The sequence below is a fragment of the Mycobacterium sp. genome (assembly GCF_050701515.1).
Classification (GTDB): domain Bacteria; phylum Actinomycetota; class Actinomycetes; order Mycobacteriales; family Mycobacteriaceae; genus Mycobacterium.
Genome location: NZ_JBOGDB010000108.1, coordinates 1 through 15,890, shown reverse-complemented (window position 1 = coordinate 15,890; position 15,890 = coordinate 1). Strand labels below are relative to the sequence as shown.

At 68.3% G+C, this 15,890-nt stretch carries 18 protein-coding genes and 1 pseudogene; 10 read left to right on the top strand and 9 right to left on the bottom strand.

The annotated features are described in order from the left end of the window. Positions 1 to 48: 48 nt before the first annotated feature. The 6 genes from ACRDU5_RS09475 to ACRDU5_RS09450 all read left to right on the top strand — a co-directional run bounded on the left by ACRDU5_RS09475 (position 49) and on the right by ACRDU5_RS09450 (position 3,210). Positions 49 to 516 (top strand): DUF4395 family protein, encoded by a 468-nt coding sequence (locus ACRDU5_RS09475; RefSeq protein WP_526614223.1) that lies wholly within the window; start codon positions 49 to 51, stop codon positions 514 to 516. Between the two features lie 36 nt (positions 517 to 552). Further along, positions 553 to 1,386: a sulfurtransferase gene (locus ACRDU5_RS09470; RefSeq protein WP_526614222.1), complete on the top strand. Its 834-nt coding sequence runs from the start codon at positions 553 to 555 to the stop codon at positions 1,384 to 1,386. A 1-nt stretch (position 1,387) separates the two neighbouring features. Next, positions 1,388 to 1,690, top strand: a complete 303-nt coding sequence (locus tag ACRDU5_RS09465; protein ID WP_526614221.1) for a DUF1416 domain-containing protein — start codon at positions 1,388 to 1,390, stop codon at positions 1,688 to 1,690. Between the two features lie 186 nt (positions 1,691 to 1,876). Then, on the top strand, positions 1,877 to 2,536 hold the full coding sequence (locus tag ACRDU5_RS09460) for a nitrobindin family protein (protein WP_526614240.1): 660 nt from the start codon (positions 1,877 to 1,879) through the stop codon (positions 2,534 to 2,536). Between the two features lie 55 nt (positions 2,537 to 2,591). After that, entirely contained in the window at positions 2,592 to 2,948 is a 357-nt protein-coding gene (locus ACRDU5_RS09455) for a hypothetical protein (protein ID WP_526614220.1), read from the top strand. Between the two features lie 10 nt (positions 2,949 to 2,958). Beyond that, positions 2,959 to 3,210 carry a hypothetical protein gene (locus ACRDU5_RS09450; protein ID WP_526614219.1) on the top strand — a complete coding sequence of 84 codons (252 nt, stop codon included), beginning with the start codon at positions 2,959 to 2,961 and terminating at the stop codon, positions 3,208 to 3,210. A gap of 333 nt (positions 3,211 to 3,543) precedes the next feature. Here the strand turns inward: ACRDU5_RS09450 and ACRDU5_RS09445 are convergent. The 3 genes and pseudogenes from ACRDU5_RS09445 to ACRDU5_RS09435 form a co-directional block, all read right to left on the bottom strand. After that, a pseudogene (locus tag ACRDU5_RS09445) lies at positions 3,544 to 3,819 on the bottom strand (hypothetical protein); the annotation flags it as partial. Between the two features lie 233 nt (positions 3,820 to 4,052). Further along, complete coding sequence (locus ACRDU5_RS09440) at positions 4,053 to 4,256, bottom strand: hypothetical protein (protein ID WP_526614217.1); 204 nt, start codon at positions 4,254 to 4,256, stop codon at positions 4,053 to 4,055. 323 nt (positions 4,257 to 4,579) lie between these two features. Further along, positions 4,580 to 5,494, bottom strand: a complete 915-nt coding sequence (locus ACRDU5_RS09435; protein WP_526614216.1) for an aminodeoxychorismate lyase — start codon at positions 5,492 to 5,494, stop codon at positions 4,580 to 4,582. Between the two features lie 33 nt (positions 5,495 to 5,527). Between ACRDU5_RS09435 and ygfZ the strand changes: the two genes are divergently transcribed. After that, the gene (ygfZ, locus tag ACRDU5_RS09430) at positions 5,528 to 6,601 is read left to right on the top strand and encodes a CAF17-like 4Fe-4S cluster assembly/insertion protein YgfZ (RefSeq protein ID WP_526614215.1); all 1,074 of its coding nucleotides are present in this window, start codon (positions 5,528 to 5,530) and stop codon (positions 6,599 to 6,601) included. A gap of 135 nt (positions 6,602 to 6,736) precedes the next feature. Next, a complete protein-coding gene (locus ACRDU5_RS09425) occupies positions 6,737 to 6,931 on the top strand; it encodes a DUF3073 family protein (protein WP_526614214.1) in 195 nt (64 codons plus the stop codon). A gap of 12 nt (positions 6,932 to 6,943) precedes the next feature. Here the strand turns inward: ACRDU5_RS09425 and purM are convergent, their stop codons facing one another. Then, entirely contained in the window at positions 6,944 to 8,017 is a 1,074-nt protein-coding gene (gene purM, locus ACRDU5_RS09420; RefSeq protein WP_526614239.1) for a phosphoribosylformylglycinamidine cyclo-ligase, read from the bottom strand. A gap of 97 nt (positions 8,018 to 8,114) precedes the next feature. Here purM and ACRDU5_RS09415 point away from each other — a divergent pair, with 97 nt between their 5' ends. Continuing rightward, a complete protein-coding gene (locus ACRDU5_RS09415) occupies positions 8,115 to 8,549 on the top strand; it encodes a cupin domain-containing protein (RefSeq protein ID WP_526614213.1) in 435 nt (144 codons plus the stop codon). 15 nt (positions 8,550 to 8,564) lie between these two features. Here ACRDU5_RS09415 and purF read toward each other — a convergent pair whose 3' ends face one another. Then, on the bottom strand, positions 8,565 to 10,082 hold the full coding sequence (gene purF, locus ACRDU5_RS09410) for an amidophosphoribosyltransferase (protein ID WP_526614212.1): 1,518 nt from the start codon (positions 10,080 to 10,082) through the stop codon (positions 8,565 to 8,567). A 118-nt stretch (positions 10,083 to 10,200) separates the two neighbouring features. After that, positions 10,201 to 10,593 carry a sterol carrier family protein gene (locus ACRDU5_RS09405; protein WP_526614211.1) on the bottom strand — a complete coding sequence of 131 codons (393 nt, stop codon included), beginning with the start codon at positions 10,591 to 10,593 and terminating at the stop codon, positions 10,201 to 10,203. A 16-nt stretch (positions 10,594 to 10,609) separates the two neighbouring features. Between ACRDU5_RS09405 and ACRDU5_RS09400 the strand changes: the two genes are divergently transcribed. Continuing rightward, positions 10,610 to 11,812, top strand: coding sequence for an MCE family protein (locus ACRDU5_RS09400; RefSeq protein WP_526614210.1), 1,203 nt, complete (start codon positions 10,610 to 10,612; stop codon positions 11,810 to 11,812). Here ACRDU5_RS09400 and ACRDU5_RS09395 read toward each other — a convergent pair. The 3 genes from ACRDU5_RS09395 to purL all read right to left on the bottom strand — a co-directional run. Next, positions 11,767 to 12,444: an Rv0804 family intramembrane glutamic endopeptidase gene (locus tag ACRDU5_RS09395; protein WP_526614209.1), complete on the bottom strand. Its 678-nt coding sequence runs from the start codon at positions 12,442 to 12,444 to the stop codon at positions 11,767 to 11,769. The two genes, ACRDU5_RS09400 and ACRDU5_RS09395, sit on opposite strands and share 46 nt — an antisense overlap. Next, positions 12,444 to 14,189, bottom strand: a complete 1,746-nt coding sequence (locus tag ACRDU5_RS09390) for an alpha/beta hydrolase (RefSeq protein WP_526614238.1) — start codon at positions 14,187 to 14,189, stop codon at positions 12,444 to 12,446. Before ACRDU5_RS09390 ends, ACRDU5_RS09395 begins: the two co-directional genes overlap by 1 nt. 17 nt (positions 14,190 to 14,206) lie before the next feature. Further along, a partial coding sequence (purL, locus tag ACRDU5_RS09385; RefSeq protein WP_526614208.1) for a phosphoribosylformylglycinamidine synthase subunit PurL occupies positions 14,207 to 15,890 on the bottom strand: 1,684 nt, incomplete at its 5' end.

Here is a 15,890-nt window from a genome sequence, read left to right as displayed (position 1 = left end):
TGTGGCCTGCTCACAACCAGCCCATCCACGCAACAGGAGTGTGACTTCATGCCACTACCCACCAAGGCCAATGCCGCGAACGACCAGGTGGACGTCCGCGGACCCCGATTCACCGCCTGGGTCACCACGGCGGTGCTGACGGTGGCGCTGATCGTCTCGGCGCTGCGCCCCGGCGTCGCCGCCGTCATCCTGGGCCTGCAAGCCGTGGTGTTCACGATCGGCGCGGCGGGCGGGCCGCGCCGGCATCCGTACGGCCGGCTGTTCGCGAGCCTCGTCGCTCCCCGGCTCGGACCGGTCACCGAACGAGAACCGGCGCCGCCGTTGAAGTTCGCGCAGCTCGTCGGGTTCGTCTTCGCCGCCGTCGGCGTCATCGGGTTCGCCACCGGCGTCACCACGGTGGGCCTGGTCGCCACCGGCTTCGCGCTGGTGGCCGCCTTTCTCAACGCCGCCTTCGCCATCTGCCTTGGCTGCCAGCTCTACCCGTTGGTCGCACGCCTGCGGCCCAACCCCGCGTAAATCTTCAAATACCAAGCAACCGAAAGGATTTCCTTCATGGCTCGCTCCGATATCCTGGTCACGGCCGACTGGGCCGAGAGCAATCTCGAAGCGCCGAACACCGTCTTCGTCGAAGTGGACGAGGACACCACCGCCTACGACGGCGGACACATTGCCGGCGCGGTCAAGCTGGACTGGAAGACCGACCTGCAGGACCCGGTCAAACGCGACTTCGTCGATGCCCAGCAATTCTCCAAGCTGCTGTCCGATCGCGGCATCGCCAACGACGACACCGTGATCCTCTACGGCGGCAACAACAACTGGTTCGCCGCCTACGCGTACTGGTACTTCAAGCTCTACGGCCACGACAAGGTCAAGCTGCTCGACGGCGGCCGCAAGAAATGGGAGCTCGACGGCAGGCCGCTGTCCAGCGACCCGGTGAACCGTTCGACGACCAGCTACACCGCCAAACAGCCGGACAACAGCATTCGCGCTTTCCGCGACGAGGTCATCGCGGCGATCAGCGCCAAGAACCTCGTCGACGTGCGCTCCCCGGACGAGTTCTCCGGCAAGATCCTGGCCCCGGCGCACCTGCCGCAGGAGCAGAGCCAGCGGCCCGGGCATATTCCCGGCGCGATCAACGTTCCGTGGAGCAAGGCAGCGAACGAGGACGGCACCTTCAAGTCGGATGACGACCTGGGCACGTTGTACGCCGAGGCCGGGCTGGACGGCTCGAAGGAAACCATTGCGTACTGCCGGATCGGTGAGCGTTCGTCGCACACCTGGTTCGTGCTTCGCGAGCTGCTGGGCCACGAGAACGTCAAGAACTACGACGGCAGTTGGACGGAATACGGCTCCCTGGTGGGTGCCCCGATCGAGTTGGGAAGTTGATATGTGCTCTGCACCGAAGCAAGGACAGACGCTGCCGGCCGGCGTCGACCTGGAGAAGGAAACGGTGATCACCGGTCGGGTCGTTGACGGCTCCGGTCAGTCTGTCGGCGGCGCGTTCGTGCGCCTGCTGGACTCCTCCGACGAGTTCACCGCCGAGGTCGTCGCATCGGCGACCGGTGACTTCCGGTTCTTCGCCGCCCCGGGCACGTGGACGCTGCGCGCGCTGTCCCCGGCGGGCAACGGCGACGCCAGCGTGGCACCGTCCGGCGCGGGCATCCACGAGGTCGACGTCAAGGTCGCCTGACGACGAAGGCGGCACGGCACGTGCCGACGAGGAGTCAGGCCATCGGCCGTGCCTAACCGGCGAGACCATCCGGCCGGAGACTAGACTCACGGCCGTGGTGTTGATCTTCGAGATCCTGCTTGTGGCGACCACCGTGGTCATCACCTGGTTCGCGCTGTACGCGCTGTATCGGCTCATCACCGACGAATCGTGACCTCTGCCGACGGCCCTGTCGCTGCTGGTTCGGGCGACCAGGCGGTCTCCGCTGCGGCGGAACGGGCCAAGGCGACAGCAGCCCGCAATATCCCGGTGTTCCCAGATCTTCCGGCGCCCGCCGACACCGCCAACCTCCGCGAAGGCACCGACCTGAACGACGCACTGCTCGCGCTGCTGCCGCTGGTGGGTGTGTGGCGCGGCGAGGGCGAGGGCCGTGGAGCACAGGGTGACTACCGGTTCGGTCAGCAGATCGTGGTGTCCCACGACGGCGGCGACTACCTGATTTGGGAAGCGCGGTCCTGGCGGCTGACCGAAACCGGTGATTACCAGGCGCGCGGGCTGCGCGAGACCGGCTACTGGCGCTTCGTCAACGACCCCAACGATGCGTCCGAGTCGCAGGCCATCGAGTTGCTGCTGGCGCACTCCGCCGGCTACGTCGAGCTGTTCTACGGCCAGCCGCGCACCCAGTCGTCGTGGGAGCTGGTCACCGACGCGCTGGCCCGCAGCAAGTCGGGAATGCTGGTGGGCGGCGCCAAACGGTTGTACGGCATCGTCGAGGGCGGCGATTTGGCCTACGTTGAGGAACGCGTCGATGCCGACGGCGGACTGGTGCCACATTTATCGGCGCGGTTGACGCGATTTGTCGGCTAAGCAAAGCAACACACCCCGATGGGCGTGGTTCCGCCGCGCCGGAACAGTGACCGCGGTGCAACATCGCGACCCGTGGACATGGACCTCGCATGGTGGCGACACCATGCACGCCGACGCTGGCGACTGGGAAGTCCGCGACTCGGATGGAGACAGTTGGTCAGTACGTGACGACAAGTTCCGGTCGACGTATCAGCAGGTCAACGGAAATCGTTATGAGCGAACGGGATTCGTCCGGGCCACGCCGGCACGTAAGGGTGAGATCGTCGACACTCTGGAAGGTCCGGTGACAACCGCACCCGGGGACTGGGTGGTGAAAGGCAGCGGTGGCGAACGGTGGCCGGTGCCCGGTGAGGAGTTCGCGCAACGGTACGTTGGCCCGGTGTCGATGGAGGATGCGGATCAAATTGTCTAGGGCCAAAGTGATGCTGAGCGCGCTCGTGGCCGCCACCACCGTGGCCACGTTCGCGGGCTGTTCGTCGGACACCGCTCCATCGCAGCAGACCCCGCCGCCGGCGGAGGCACCCCGCCACGGCACCTATGCCGGCTGCCTGGCCCGGCACGACGTGCCGACTCCGCCGCCCGGCCCGGGCGGCCCGCCACCCGGGGTCGATCAAGCGACCTGGGAGAAGGCCGTGCAAGCGTGCGCGTCGCTGGCGCCGGGCCCGGTTAGCTGAGCACCGGCGCCTTACCGGCACCGGCGAGCCATTGCTGCTGCAATCGGGCCAGCGTGCCGTCGCGCAACTCTCCGGCGACCGCGAGGCGGTCGGCAGATCGGCCACCAACGCATCGATCTCGCCGTCGGACAGCGCCATCTTCGCGTCGCCGTTGGTGTTGTACACGGTCACCGGGACACCGCTGCCCACCGCCGTCGCCGCGGTACAGCTGGTGGTGCCGACCTGCACACCCAGCTTGAGCGACTTGAGATCGTCGAGACTGTCCGCCCGGGCCGCCGGTGACGACTTGACCGTGACGACGGCCTGCGTCACGGCGAAATACGGCGACGAGAAATCGACCGCGGCCTTGCGCTGCTCGGTGATGGAGAACTGGGAAAGGTTGGCGTCAAACGTCTTTGGGCCCGCAGTGATGGCGATGCCGAATGGCACCCGCACCCATCGAACATCGTCGCCGGCGTAACCCAGTTTGCCGGCGACGGCGTAGGCCAGCGCCGACTCGAAACCTTCCCCGTTGGCGGGGTGAGGAGCTGTTGCCGCTGGGGTGTATTCGAGTGAGCTTGGGTGTGTTCTAGCAGAGCTTGTCGTACGTCGTAGATAGGTTGGCGGCATAACTTAATCCCCCGTGACTGGCCGGGATATGCCAGTTGTGGTCCAGTCGGGGCCACGGCGCCGTTCGTCGGCAGTTCCAGCGGTAGCGCTGGAGACGGCGGGCCAGACCAGCCGATAACGCTGGCCTGGCGAGCCCGCGTAAGACCGACCTGCGCAAGCGGCGGCCGTGGGCGGTGAAGCCAGAACCCAAACCCCGCACGGGGACGCCGCCTGAGCGTGTCACTCATACACACTCAACGGCGACGGTTGTCGCCCATGTACCACGGCGGGTAAACGGGTTGGTCGGTGCCGAACGTGAAGACGCCCTTGTACAGGGTGTCCAGTGAGTCCTTCTGACATTGCGACAAGCCCGCGGCAGGCGATCTCTCCGCCGCCGGAGCGCAGGCGGCGAGGGCAGCCGCGGTCAGCACTGCGGCGAGCCGCCACACCAGGTGCATGCGCCGCATCATCGCGCACCCGGCTAGCGGACACCAGTACCCGCGGCTAGACATGGAGCGGCCCCCGAGCCGCAGTTCCTTGGTTGGACAAAACCGAGGGGCTCGGGGGCCGGGTGGCTGCGGGGAATTCGCCAGCGCGCGCAGGTTGACTCGCCGATGAGCGCTTGCGCGAAGAGCAACGAAATCCGCCTGGTGCTGCTAGCGGGCAGCCACCTCACATGTCCATAAGCCAATCAATTTGTCGGACCACCTCCTTCCCTGTGTACGAGGCACCGTACTCGCGCACCAGCAGCCCGACAAGCGGTTTTAGGCCGGTTCCGCCGTCAGCGATCGCTGACGATCGCGGCGTCGACCAGCTCGCTGAGCTCGGTAGCGAGCGGCGCCGGCCGCAGCGGCTTGCCGTCCAGCGTGTGCACCCGCGCGGCCAGCGTAATGCTTGAAATAAGCCAAACCCCCTGCGCGGCAACGAGATCAGCGGGCCGCAGCGACCGGTAGTCGCAGTCGTAGCCCTTATTGCGCGCGACATCGAATAGGGCCTGCTGCGTGGTGCCGCGCAGGATCGGATACCACGGCGGCGGGGTGAGCAGGCAGGGGTTGCCTGCTTCTCCGGCGGTGGCGATCACCACCGTCGACCGCGGACCCTCCAGGATGTGGCCCTCCGAGCTGACGAAGACCACGTCACCCGCGCCGTGGCGTTCGGCATGGCGCAGCGCCGCCATGTTCACCGCGTACGACAGCGTCTTGGCGCCGGCCAGCAGCCACGGCATTTCGCCGGCGCTCTCGGCAGGCAGGCCGCGGGCCAGCGTCAGCGCCGCCACTCCGTCCTGGCGGGCGGCAGCCACCCTGGCGGGCAGCGGACCGATCATGACGAACGCCGTGCCTGATGTCGCCGGCCGTGCGGCTCCGGCCGGCGGTGTCCCGCCGCTCTCCCGTCCGCGGCTATAGATCAGCCGCAGCACACCCTCTTCGCCGCCCTGCGCCGTCCAGCTCGACGCCGCGGTGGCGACCGCTGCTCGCCAGGCCGGGAGATCGGGTGCGGGCAGATCCATCAGACGAGCCGACTGCGTCAACCGCCCCAGATGCGCCTCGAGCAGGCACGGGCGACCGTCGCGGACCAGTAGCGACTCGAAGATCCCGTCGCCGCGGACGACGGCTAGATCGTCGGCGTGCAGGAGGGGCGCCTGCGGGTCCTGCAACTGCCCGTCGAGCGTGACCACGACCCCCGGTTCGCTCGCCATGGGCAAGAAGCGTAGCGCCGTACAGTTGGAGCTATGTCAGCAGTTCCCGCCCCCGATGCGGGTCCCGACGCCGGTGCCGTCTGGCATTACGGGGACCCGCTCGGCGAGCAGCGCGCTGCGACAGACCAGGCCGTGGTGGTGGACCGCTCGCACCGGGCGGTGCTGACCCTGACCGGCGGCGACCGCAAGAGTTGGTTGCACGAGATCTCCACCCAGCACGTCAGCGACCTTCCAGATGGCACCGTCACGCAGAACCTGAGCCTGGACGGCCAGGGCCGCGTCGAGGACCACTGGATCCAGACCGAGCTCGGCGACATCACCTACCTGGACACCGAGTCGTCGCGGGGCGAGCCGCTGCTGGCCTATCTACACAAGATGGTGTTCTGGTCCGACGTCACGGTCGAGCCGGCCGACCTCGCCGTGGTGTCGCTGCTGGGCCCCCGGCTCGCCGACACAGCCGTGCTGGACGCCCTTGCTCTGGATTCGCTACCGGCGGAATCCACCGCCGTCGCCCTGCCCGATGGGGGCTTTGTCCGCCGCATGAGCTCGCCGGACATCGAGCTGGACCTGGTCGTGCCGCGCCGGCAGGCCGGCGACTGGCTGGACCGGCTGACCGCGGCAGGGGTACGCAGGGCCGGGGTGTGGGCCTACGAAGCGCATCGGGTGGCGGCGTTGCGCCCCCGGCTCGGGGTCGACACCGACGAGCGGACCATCCCACATGAGGTCGGCTGGATCGACAGCGCGGTGCACCTGGACAAGGGCTGCTACCGCGGCCAGGAAACCGTCGCGCGGGTCCATAACCTGGGCAAACCGCCGCGGATGATGGTCCTGCTGCACCTCGACGGGTCCACCGACCGGCCGTCGACCGGCGACCCGGTGCTGGCCGGCGGCCGCACCGTGGGCCGGCTGGGCACCGTCGTCGACCACGTCGACCTCGGCCCCATCAGCCTGGCGTTACTCAAGCGCGGACTTCCGGCCGACACCGCGTTGACCACCGGCGGCGCGGTCGAGGTGCCCGCCGTCATCGACGCCGATTCGATGCCGGCCGCCGATGTCACCGGGGCGGGCCGGTTGGCGGTCGAACGGCTGCGAGGTGGGGCGCGATGAGGCCTCGGGTGCTCAGAAGGGCCTGCCAGCGCACGCGAGCCGGGCACGGTAAAGTGTTGGCAGGACAATAAAGACACACAGATCGGAGCCGCCTGCTAATTGGGCCGCTCCGTTATTGCGCGAGGGGGTCCCCCCATGGGCCGCGGCCGGGCAAAGGCAAAGCAGACCAAGGTTGCTCGTGAGCTCAAATACAGCTCACCGCAGACCGATTTCGAGCGGCTTCAGCGCGAGCTGTCCGGGTCGGGCGCTACCGAGCCTGACGACGATCTCAACGGCACCGACGGGTTGGCCGACGACAACTGGGCCGACGAAAACGACTGGCGCCGCTAGTCCGGGTTCTTCTTAGAAACGTGGGTGCTGGCCCACGAGTTGGACGCGTGCGCCGTCCTTGCTGCCCTTCTTGACGGTGCCCACGGTCCAGCAGCTCAGGTGCCGGGCGGTCAGGATCGCCAGCGCACGGTCGGTGTCCTCCGGGGCGACGACGGCGACCATGCCGACACCCATGTTGAACGTCTTCTCCATCTCGGCACGCTCGATGCGGCCGCGCTGGGCGATCATCCCGAACACCGGCGCGGGCGTCCAGGTGCCGCGGTCCACCTCGGCGACCAGGCCGTGCGGAACGACGCGTTCCAGGTTGCCGGCCAGGCCGCCGCCGGTGACATGGCAGAACGTGCGGACCTGGGTTTCGGCGGCCAGCGCCAGGCAGTCCTTGGCGTAGATGCGGGTCGGCTCGAGCAGTTCTTCGCCCAGCGTGCGGCCGAACTCCTCCACGTGGCCGGCCAGGTTCATCCGGTCGATCTCCAGCAGCACCTTGCGGGCGAGCGAATAGCCGTTGGAATGCAGGCCGGTGGAGCCCATGGCGATGATCACGTCGCCGGGCTTGACCCGCTCCGGGCCGAGCACGTCGTCGGCCTCGACGACTCCGACCCCGGTCGCGGAGATGTCGTAGTGGTCGGGCGCCATCAGCCCGGGATGCTCGGCGGTCTCGCCGCCCAGCAGCGCGCAGCCGGCGATCACGCAACCGTTGGCGATACCGGAGACCAGCTGGCTCACCCGCTCGGGCACGGTGCGGCCGACGGCGATGTAGTCCTGCAGGAACAGCGGCTCGGCGCCGCACACCACCAGATCGTCGACGACCATCGCGACCAGGTCGAGTCCGACGGTGTCGTGCTTGTCCATCGCCTGGGCCACCGCCAGCTTGGTGCCCACCCCGTCGGTCGAGGAGGCCAGCACCGGTTCCCGGTACCCGCCGCGCAGCGCGAACAGCCCGACGAAGCCGCCGAGACCGCCGCGTACCTCGGGCCTCGTCGCCTTCATCGCCAATGGTTTGAGGAGTTCGACGGCGCGGTCACCGGCTTCGATGTCCACCCCGGCCGATGCATAGGAGATGCCGTGTTGTCCGGCGCGATCGGTCATCGCGACCCAGGCTACCGGGCCGGGCCACGGCACGGTATGCGCCGCTTTCTCGCCGACATCGCGCACGATCGGGCACCGTATGACAACGTGAGCGACCATGAATGTCGTTCGCTCGTTTGCGCTGGCTACGGCGGTGACCGCGGCCGTATCGGTAGTACTCCCGGGCACCGCCGCCGCCACCCCACCGCGGGACACCGACGGGACCGTGATCTGGCAGATGACCGATGCGGGCACGGACTACGTCTTCCGGGAGATCACCGTGGCGCCCGGCGGCAGCACCGGCTGGCATTCGCACCGCGGTGAGCTGTTCGGTGTCGTCAAAGAGGGGATCTTGATGCACAACCGGGCCGACTGCACGATGGACGGCCTGTATGTGGCCGGACAGAGCATCGCCGAAAAAGGCGGCCCGGAGTATGTGCACATGGGCCGCAATGTCGGCCCTGGGCCGCTGGTTCTGCAGATCCTCTACATCAATCCGGCCGGGGCACCGCTGTCCACCGATGCGCCCGACCCGGGTTGCGGGTTTGGCTGACGCGCGCGGAACAGTCTAGGGCCGACTCAGTGGGGACACGTTGTCGTTGTCGGCCTGCATGCCCGTGCGGGCAGCGTTGGCGAGCATGTGCTCGATTACGTTCTTGCCCAGCGCCGTCTCGCTGGGCAGTTCGATCGGGTAGTTGCCGTCGAAGCAGGCGGTGCACAACCGCGTCGCGGGCTGTTCGGTGGCCTCGACCATGCCCCGTTGGGAGATGTAGCCCAGTGTGTCGGCGCCGATGGCATGCCGGACCGCCTCGAGCATCTCGTCTTCGTTCTCGACGGCGTTGGCAATCAGTTCGGCCGGCGTCGCGAAGTCGATGCCGTAGAAGCACGGCCACTTCACCGGCGGCGACGCGATCCGGACGTGGACCTCGACCGCACCGGCCTCCCGCAGCATCCGCACCAGCGCGCGCTGAGTGTTGCCGCGCACGATCGAGTCGTCGACGACGATGAGCCGCTTGCCGCGGATCACCTCTTTGAGCGGATTGAGCTTGAGACGGATGCCCAATTGGCGAATGGTCTGCGACGGCTGGATGAACGTGCGGCCGACGTAGGCGTTCTTCGTCAGGCCCTGCCCGAACGGGATGCCCGACTCCTGCGCGTAGCCGACCGCCGCCGGGGTACCGGATTCCGGGACACCGATCACCAGGTCGGCCTCGACCGGCCGTTCCTGGGCCAGCCGACGGCCGATGTCGACCCGGGTCTTGTGCACCGACCGGCCGCCGATCGTGCTGTCCGGACGGGCCAGGTAGACGTACTCGAACACGCAGCCCTTCGGCTGAGGCGGGGCGAACCGGCTGGAGCGCACGCCGTCGGCGTCGATGGCGAGCAGCTCACCGGGCTCGATATCACGGACGAACGAGGCGCCGACGATGTCCAACGCTGCGGTTTCGGAGGCGACCACCCAGCCGCGGTCGAGCCGGCCCAACGACAGCGGCCGCACGCCGTAGGGATCGCGGGCCGCGTAGAGGGTGTTCTCGTCCATGAACGTCACACAGAACGCGCCGCGCACGGTGGGCAGCAGCTCGAGGGCGGCCTGCTCCAGCGTGGCATCGGCGGCGCCGTGTGCCAGCAGCGCGCCGAGGATGTCGGAGTCGGTGGTCGCGGCGCGTGCTCCGCGGGTGTTGATCAACCCGGCCTCGCGGGCACGGGCGGCCAGGTCGGTGGTGTTGACCAGGTTGCCGTTGTGCCCGAGAGCAACGCCGGTGCCCGCGGCGGTGTTGCGGAACACCGGCTGGGCGTTTTCCCAGGTGGTGGAGCCGGTGGTGGAGTAGCGGCAGTGCCCGATCGCGACGTGGCCCTCCATCGCGGCCAGCGTCTGCTCGTCGAAAACCTGGCTGACCAGCCCGAGATCCTTGAACACCAGCACCTGCGAGCCGTCGGCGACGGCGATGCCGGCGGCCTCCTGGCCGCGATGCTGCAGGGCGTACAGGCCGTAGTAGGTGAGCTTGGCGACCTCTTCGCCGGGAGCCCACACGCCGAATACGCCACACTCCTCGCGGGGTTCTTGATCGGTCTGCTGGCCGGTCACGATAGGGCTGCTCCCAGGGCGCGGTGGGTGACGACTTCAGTCTACGGTCATCACGGGCTGATCACGGAATCGAGGCGGCAGTGTCGCCGTGCAATGCATAACAACCGCGGCGGCCGTCTCATTTCGGCAGTTCGACCACGGGCAGCCAGGAGGCGACCTCACCCGCGCGGGATCCCGACAGCCGCAACGCTCCGCTGGCCGCCGCGTCACCGACGCCGAGCAGCCCGGTGGCCAGCAGCAGCCAAGTCCGCGGGTCGGTCTCCACCACATTGGGCGGTGTGCCGCGGGTGTGCCTGGGCCCCGAAATGCACTGCACCGCGACAAACGGCGGCACCCGAAGCTCGACGCTGGCGCCCGGCGCGATCACCGCAAGCGTGCGGGCGGTGAGCCGAACCGCCGCGGCCAGCTCGGATCGTTCGGGCGCCGGCCGCCTCTCGTCGCGCAACCAGTCCGCGATCGCGAGGACGGACGCACGCGTCTTCGCCGGATCGGCGGCGCGGCGCCCGGACATACCTTAGGGTCTCAAAGTGTTTGTCGACCGCCACAATCCGCCCTACAAGGTGGCTGGTGCGGTGGCCTTGGTGATCCTCGCGGCGGCGGCGACGTTGGTCTATTTGCAGTTCCAGGGCAAGCTCACGCGGACGACGCAGGTGACCCTGTTGTCGTCGCGCGCAGGCCTGGTGGTCGATCCCGGCTCGAAGGTGACCTACAACGGCGTGGCGATCGGCACGGTCGGCGCCATCAACCAGGTCAATGTCGACGGCACAACCAAGGCCAGGTTGACGCTGAACGTCGAACCCCGTTACATCTCCTTTATCCCGGCGAATGTGAACGCCGACATCACGGCGACCACGGTGTTCGGCAACAAGTACGTGTCGTTCAGCTCACCGGAAAGCCCCACACCGCAGCGAATTTCGAGTCAAGACGTGATCGATGCATCATCGGTCACCACCGAGTTCAACACGCTGTTCGAGACGGTCACCTCTATCGCCGAGAAGGTCGATCCTGTCAAGCTGAACGCCACGTTGACCGCAACGGCGGAGGCGCTGACCGGACTGGGCGATCGGTTCGGGAGTTCACTCGCCGACGCGAACCGGATCCTCGACGACCTGAAACCACGGATGCCGCAGATCCGCTACGACACCCAGCGGGTGGCCGATCTGGCCGACGTCTACGCGGACGCCTCCCCCGATCTGTGGGCCGGCCTGGAGAATGCCGTGACGACCGCGCGAACGTTCAACGACCAGCGCGGCAATATCGACACCGTCCTGATGGCGGCGATCGGCTTCAGCAACACCGCTGCCGACAGCTTCGAGCGCGCGGGGCCGTATCTGGTGCGCGGTGCCGAAGACCTGCTGCCGACGTCGAAACTGCTCGACGACTACCGGGGCATGATCTTCTGCACGACCCGCAACTACGCCGAGGTCGGCCCGGAAATCGCCAGGGTGCTCGGCGACAACGGCTACTCGCTGGCGTCTTCGGGCACGGTGTTGCTCCCGGGAAACCCGTACATCTACCCCGACAACCTGCCGCGAGTGAACGCCAAGGGCGGGCCGGAGGGCCGGCCGGGATGCTGGCAGAAGGTGACCCGAGAGCTGTGGCCGATGCCGTATCTGGTGACGGACACCGGATACAGCATCGCGCCGTACAACCACTTCGAATTCGCAACCCCGCTGCTGACCGACTATGTCTGGGGCCGGCAGTTCGGGGAGCCGACCATCAACCCGTGAGTTTTGCGCCGGTGCTGCACGCCGAGCGCCACGATCGCCCCGGCTTCGTTGATCGCCAGATGCACCAACATCGGGGCGGCCAGACTGCCGGACCGCTCGCGCAGTCGCGCGAAGGCCCACCCCGCGGCGCCGGTGGCCAGCACGGTGGGCAGCACCGGCTCACCGGTGCTGCGGGCATCGGCGATGTGCGACAGCCCAAACGCCAGCGACTGCAGCAGCCGGCCGGTTGTCGGTCCGAACGCCTCGGCCGCGACCGTGCCCAACGCAGCGCGGAACGCGGCCTCCTCCGACCACACCGTGCCCAGCGGTATCCGCAGCAACAGCCAGCGCGCCGCGGGCGTGGGCAGTTCGCGCTCGGCCATCGCCACCCGCACCGGCCGCAGCGCCGCCGCAACCGCCACACCGACCGCCACCGGTGCCGCCGCGGTCAACCCCAGCCGCAGCCCCGACCACAATGCGGGCGGACGCAGGCCAACTGGGGCGCCGGTCGCCGCGACGAGTCCGGCGCCGAGGATCGCCTGCACCACCGGGTGCACCCGCAGTGGTATCCGGGGAACCACCAACCCGGCCCAACCGACCAACCCGCCCGCCAGCGTCAGCGCTCTGATTTGGCGGATCCGCTTGGGGTGCACTAATACTCGGGCCCGTCGTTGGCGGCAGTCTTCTCCAACGCCACCCGCATGCGTTCGGTGTCCTCGGCGGTCCAGCCGTCGGGCGGCGCCACGGCCGCCCACCCGTCCAGCACGTACTCGCCGTAGTTGTGTCCATGCCCGGCCGGCACCGCGACCGCGTTGGTCATGTCGGCGCTGACTTGCCAGAACGTGACGATCGGATACCACCGCATCGACGCCGTGCGGTCCCGCCCGGGTGGCTCCTTCAACCAGTCCGGCCGGGAAAACAGCAGATCGGGCGACCACCAGACGATCGGGTCGGAGGGATGCTGCAGGAACAGCACCCTGGTGCCCTCCCAGGGTGGTGCGGCGTCCCCGGCGATTTCCCGCGCATCGGTGGCCTGGGAGAACCGCACCGTGCGGCCGTTGTCGTAGCGCGGCTCGACCTCCGGCGTGCCCGGGTCACGGCGGATGGTGATGCCCTTCCACAGCGGGCTGGTATTCGGCGGGCCCACCCACAACACGGACGAGAAGCCCATCCGCGCGATGTCGGGCAGCCACCCGAACGCGCCCTGCCCGGCCATCGAGCCCAGGCTCTCGCCGTACAGCATCAGCTTGGGCCGTCGCTCGGGCAGGAGCTGTTGCCAGCGCTGGTGGATGGTGTTGATCATCATCCGGCCGAACTCCATGGACTTCTGCCGGTCGCCCATAAACGAAATCCAGCTCGGCAGGTAGGAGTACTGCGCTCCGACCAGAGCGGTGTCGCCGTTGTACATCATCTCGATCGACCTGGCGGCGACGGGATTGATCCAGCCGGTGCCGGTGGTCGGGATGATCACCAACACCTCGCGTTCGAACGCACCGGTGCGTTCGAGTTCGGAGACCAGGACGTCCATCCGCTCCTGATCGGTGTCGGCGGACTGCAGGCCGGCATACACCCGGATGGGTTCCTTGGCGGGCCTGCCATTGAGCCGGGTGAGTTCGTCCTCGTCGGGTCCGGTGGCCACGAAGTTGCGGCCCTGAAATCCCAGCGTGTCCCACGGCGCGAGCGACGTCGGACTGCCCGATCGTTCGGAATCCAGGGGCTGCGTGATTGCGGCGCGGGTGGTGGTGTTCTGCGGTTGGAACACCCGGCTTGCACCCGCCAGGAAGCCACGGATCAGCACGCCGTTGATCAGCGTGACGAGCAGCACCACGACGATCGCGGTGCCGATGAACAACGCCACCTCGTCGTGCAGCCGCCAGCGCCGGATCAGCCAGCGGGCCAGCGTCTTGATCGCGTCCAGCAGCACCCTCGACGCCGCGACGCATACGCCGCCGACCAGCACGGCGATGACGAGCGTGCGCAGGTAGCCCGCCGTGCCCGGCCCTTCCATGCCCATCAGCGCCGACACCTGCCGTTGCCACGCCGCCGCCGGGATCAGCATCAACACACACGCCGTCGCCGACCCCGCCACGGTCACTGCCTTCATCCAGTACAGCACCCGCTTCGGCGGCGGCCACCAGTCACGGCGCCGTAATACGAAGCGGCGGACCATCTTTGAACCGAACACGCCGATTCCGTACCCGATGGCCGCGTTGAGCCCGCCGATCAAGCCCTGGAACAGCCAGTCGCGGGGCAGCAGCGACGGGGTCAGCGACAGACAGAAGAACAGCGCGCCGAAGCCGACGCCGACGAAGTCGAGTCGCACCAGGCTCCAGGCCCACACCAGCAGCGGATGTCGTTGTCTGGGCTCGCGGGTCTCGGCGACCGGTTCGCCGGTGATGTTTTCTGTTTGGGCACTCACCCGAATAACCCGGGCAGCACGCCGTCCGACGTGCTGCGCAGGTCCTCCAGGGACACCGTGAACTGGCCCTGCACCTCGACTTCGTCGCTGGCTTGGTCGACAACGCCGATGCGGGTGACCGGCAGTCCGCGGGCCTCGCACATGGCGCGGAATCGGCTCTCCTCGGTGCGCGGGACGGCGACCAGCACCCGCCCGGCAGACTCGGAGAACAGCGTCACAAACGGGTTCGCACCCTCAGGAATCAGGATGCGGCAACCGGTTTCACCCGTCAGCGCCGCCTCGACCACCGCCTGGATGAGGCCGCCCTCGGACAGGTCGTGGGCCGCCGAGACCAGCCCGTCACGCGAGGCGGCGGTGAGCACCTCGGCAAGCAGTTGCTCCCTCGCCAGGTCTACCTTGGGCGGCAGGCCGCCCAGCTGGTCGGCGGTGACCTGCGCCCAGATGGAGCCGTCGAACTCGTCGCGGGTGTCGCCGAGCAGCATCAGAGTCTCGCCGGGCTCGTTGCCCAGGCCGGTCGGGATGCGCCGGGTCACGTCGTCGATGACGCCGAGCACGCCGACGACCGGGGTCGGCAAGATGGCGGTCGTCCCGGTCTGGTTGTAGAAGCTGACATTGCCACCGGTCACCGGAATGCCAAGGGCCGCAGAGCCATCGGCCAGACCGCGGACCGCCTCGGAGAACTGCCACATGACGCCCGGGTCTTCCGGAGAACCGAAATTGAGGCAATTCGTGACGGCGACCGGGGTGGCGCCGGTAACCGCGACGTTGCGGTACGCCTCGGCGAGGGCGAGCTGGGCGCCGGTATACGGGTCGAGCTGCGTGTAGCGGCCCGACGCGTCGGTGGACACCGCGATGCCGCGGCCGGTGGACTCGTCGACGCGCAGGACGCCGCCGTCGGCATTCTCGGCCAGCACGGTGTTGCCGCGGACGTAGCGGTCGTACTGCTCGGTGATGAAGGCCCGGCTGCACAGGTGCGGACTGCCCAGCAGCGCAAGCAATGTCGCGCGCAGGTTCTCGCCGGTGGTCGGCCGCGGCAGCTTGGCGGACGTGTCGGCGTTGAGCGCGTCCTGGCTGTCCGGACGTTCGACGGGGCGTTCGTACACCGGGCCTTCATGGGCAACCGTGCGCGGCGGCACATCGACGACCGTCTCGCCGTGCCAGGTGACCTTCAGCCGGTCACCGTCGGTGACCTCACCGATGACGGTCGCGAGCACATCCCACTTGCGGCACACCTCCAGGAACCTCTCCACGTTCTCGGGAGCGACGACGGCACACATCCGCTCCTGAGACTCGCTGGACAGGATCTCGGCCGGCGTCATGTTGGCCGCCCGCAGCGGCACCCGGTCCAGCTCAATGTCCATGCCGCCGTCACCTGCCGATGCGAGTTCCGATGTGGCACATGACAAGCCGGCACCGCCGAGATCCTGGATGCCGATCACCAGGCCGGCGGCGTACAGCTCGAGGCAGCACTCGATGAGCACCTTCTCCATGAAGGGGTCGCCCACCTGCACCGACGGTAGCTTCTTGCGGCCGGGACCATCGCCCTCGTCGCCGCCGAACGTCTCCGACGCCAGCACCGACACACCGCCGATGCCGTCGAGGCCGGTCCGCGCCCCGAACAGGATGATCTTGTTGCCCGTGCCCGACGCGAACGCCAGATGCAGGTCTTCCTTTCGCAGC

Excerpts from the sequence above, each read along its gene's own strand:
- ACRDU5_RS09405 (WP_526614211.1), bottom strand. The coding sequence starts at position 10,593 with ATGTCCGGGCGCCGCGCCGCCGATCCGGCGAAGACGCGTGCGTCCGTC.
- ACRDU5_RS09415 (WP_526614213.1), top strand. The coding sequence starts at position 8,115 with ATGAATGTCGTTCGCTCGTTTGCGCTGGCTACGGCGGTGACCGCGGCC.
- ygfZ (WP_526614215.1), top strand. The coding sequence starts at position 5,528 with ATGTCAGCAGTTCCCGCCCCCGATGCGGGTCCCGACGCCGGTGCCGTC.
- ACRDU5_RS09435 (WP_526614216.1), bottom strand. The coding sequence starts at position 5,494 with ATGGCGAGCGAACCGGGGGTCGTGGTCACGCTCGACGGGCAGTTGCAG.
- ACRDU5_RS09475 (WP_526614223.1), top strand. The coding sequence starts at position 49 with ATGCCACTACCCACCAAGGCCAATGCCGCGAACGACCAGGTGGACGTC.
- ACRDU5_RS09440 (WP_526614217.1), bottom strand. The coding sequence starts at position 4,256 with ATGCACCTGGTGTGGCGGCTCGCCGCAGTGCTGACCGCGGCTGCCCTC.
- ACRDU5_RS09450 (WP_526614219.1), top strand. The coding sequence starts at position 2,959 with ATGCTGAGCGCGCTCGTGGCCGCCACCACCGTGGCCACGTTCGCGGGC.
- ACRDU5_RS09425 (WP_526614214.1), top strand. The coding sequence starts at position 6,737 with ATGGGCCGCGGCCGGGCAAAGGCAAAGCAGACCAAGGTTGCTCGTGAG.
- ACRDU5_RS09465 (WP_526614221.1), top strand. The coding sequence starts at position 1,388 with ATGTGCTCTGCACCGAAGCAAGGACAGACGCTGCCGGCCGGCGTCGAC.
- ACRDU5_RS09470 (WP_526614222.1), top strand. The coding sequence starts at position 553 with ATGGCTCGCTCCGATATCCTGGTCACGGCCGACTGGGCCGAGAGCAAT.
- purM (WP_526614239.1), bottom strand. The coding sequence starts at position 8,017 with ATGACCGATCGCGCCGGACAACACGGCATCTCCTATGCATCGGCCGGG.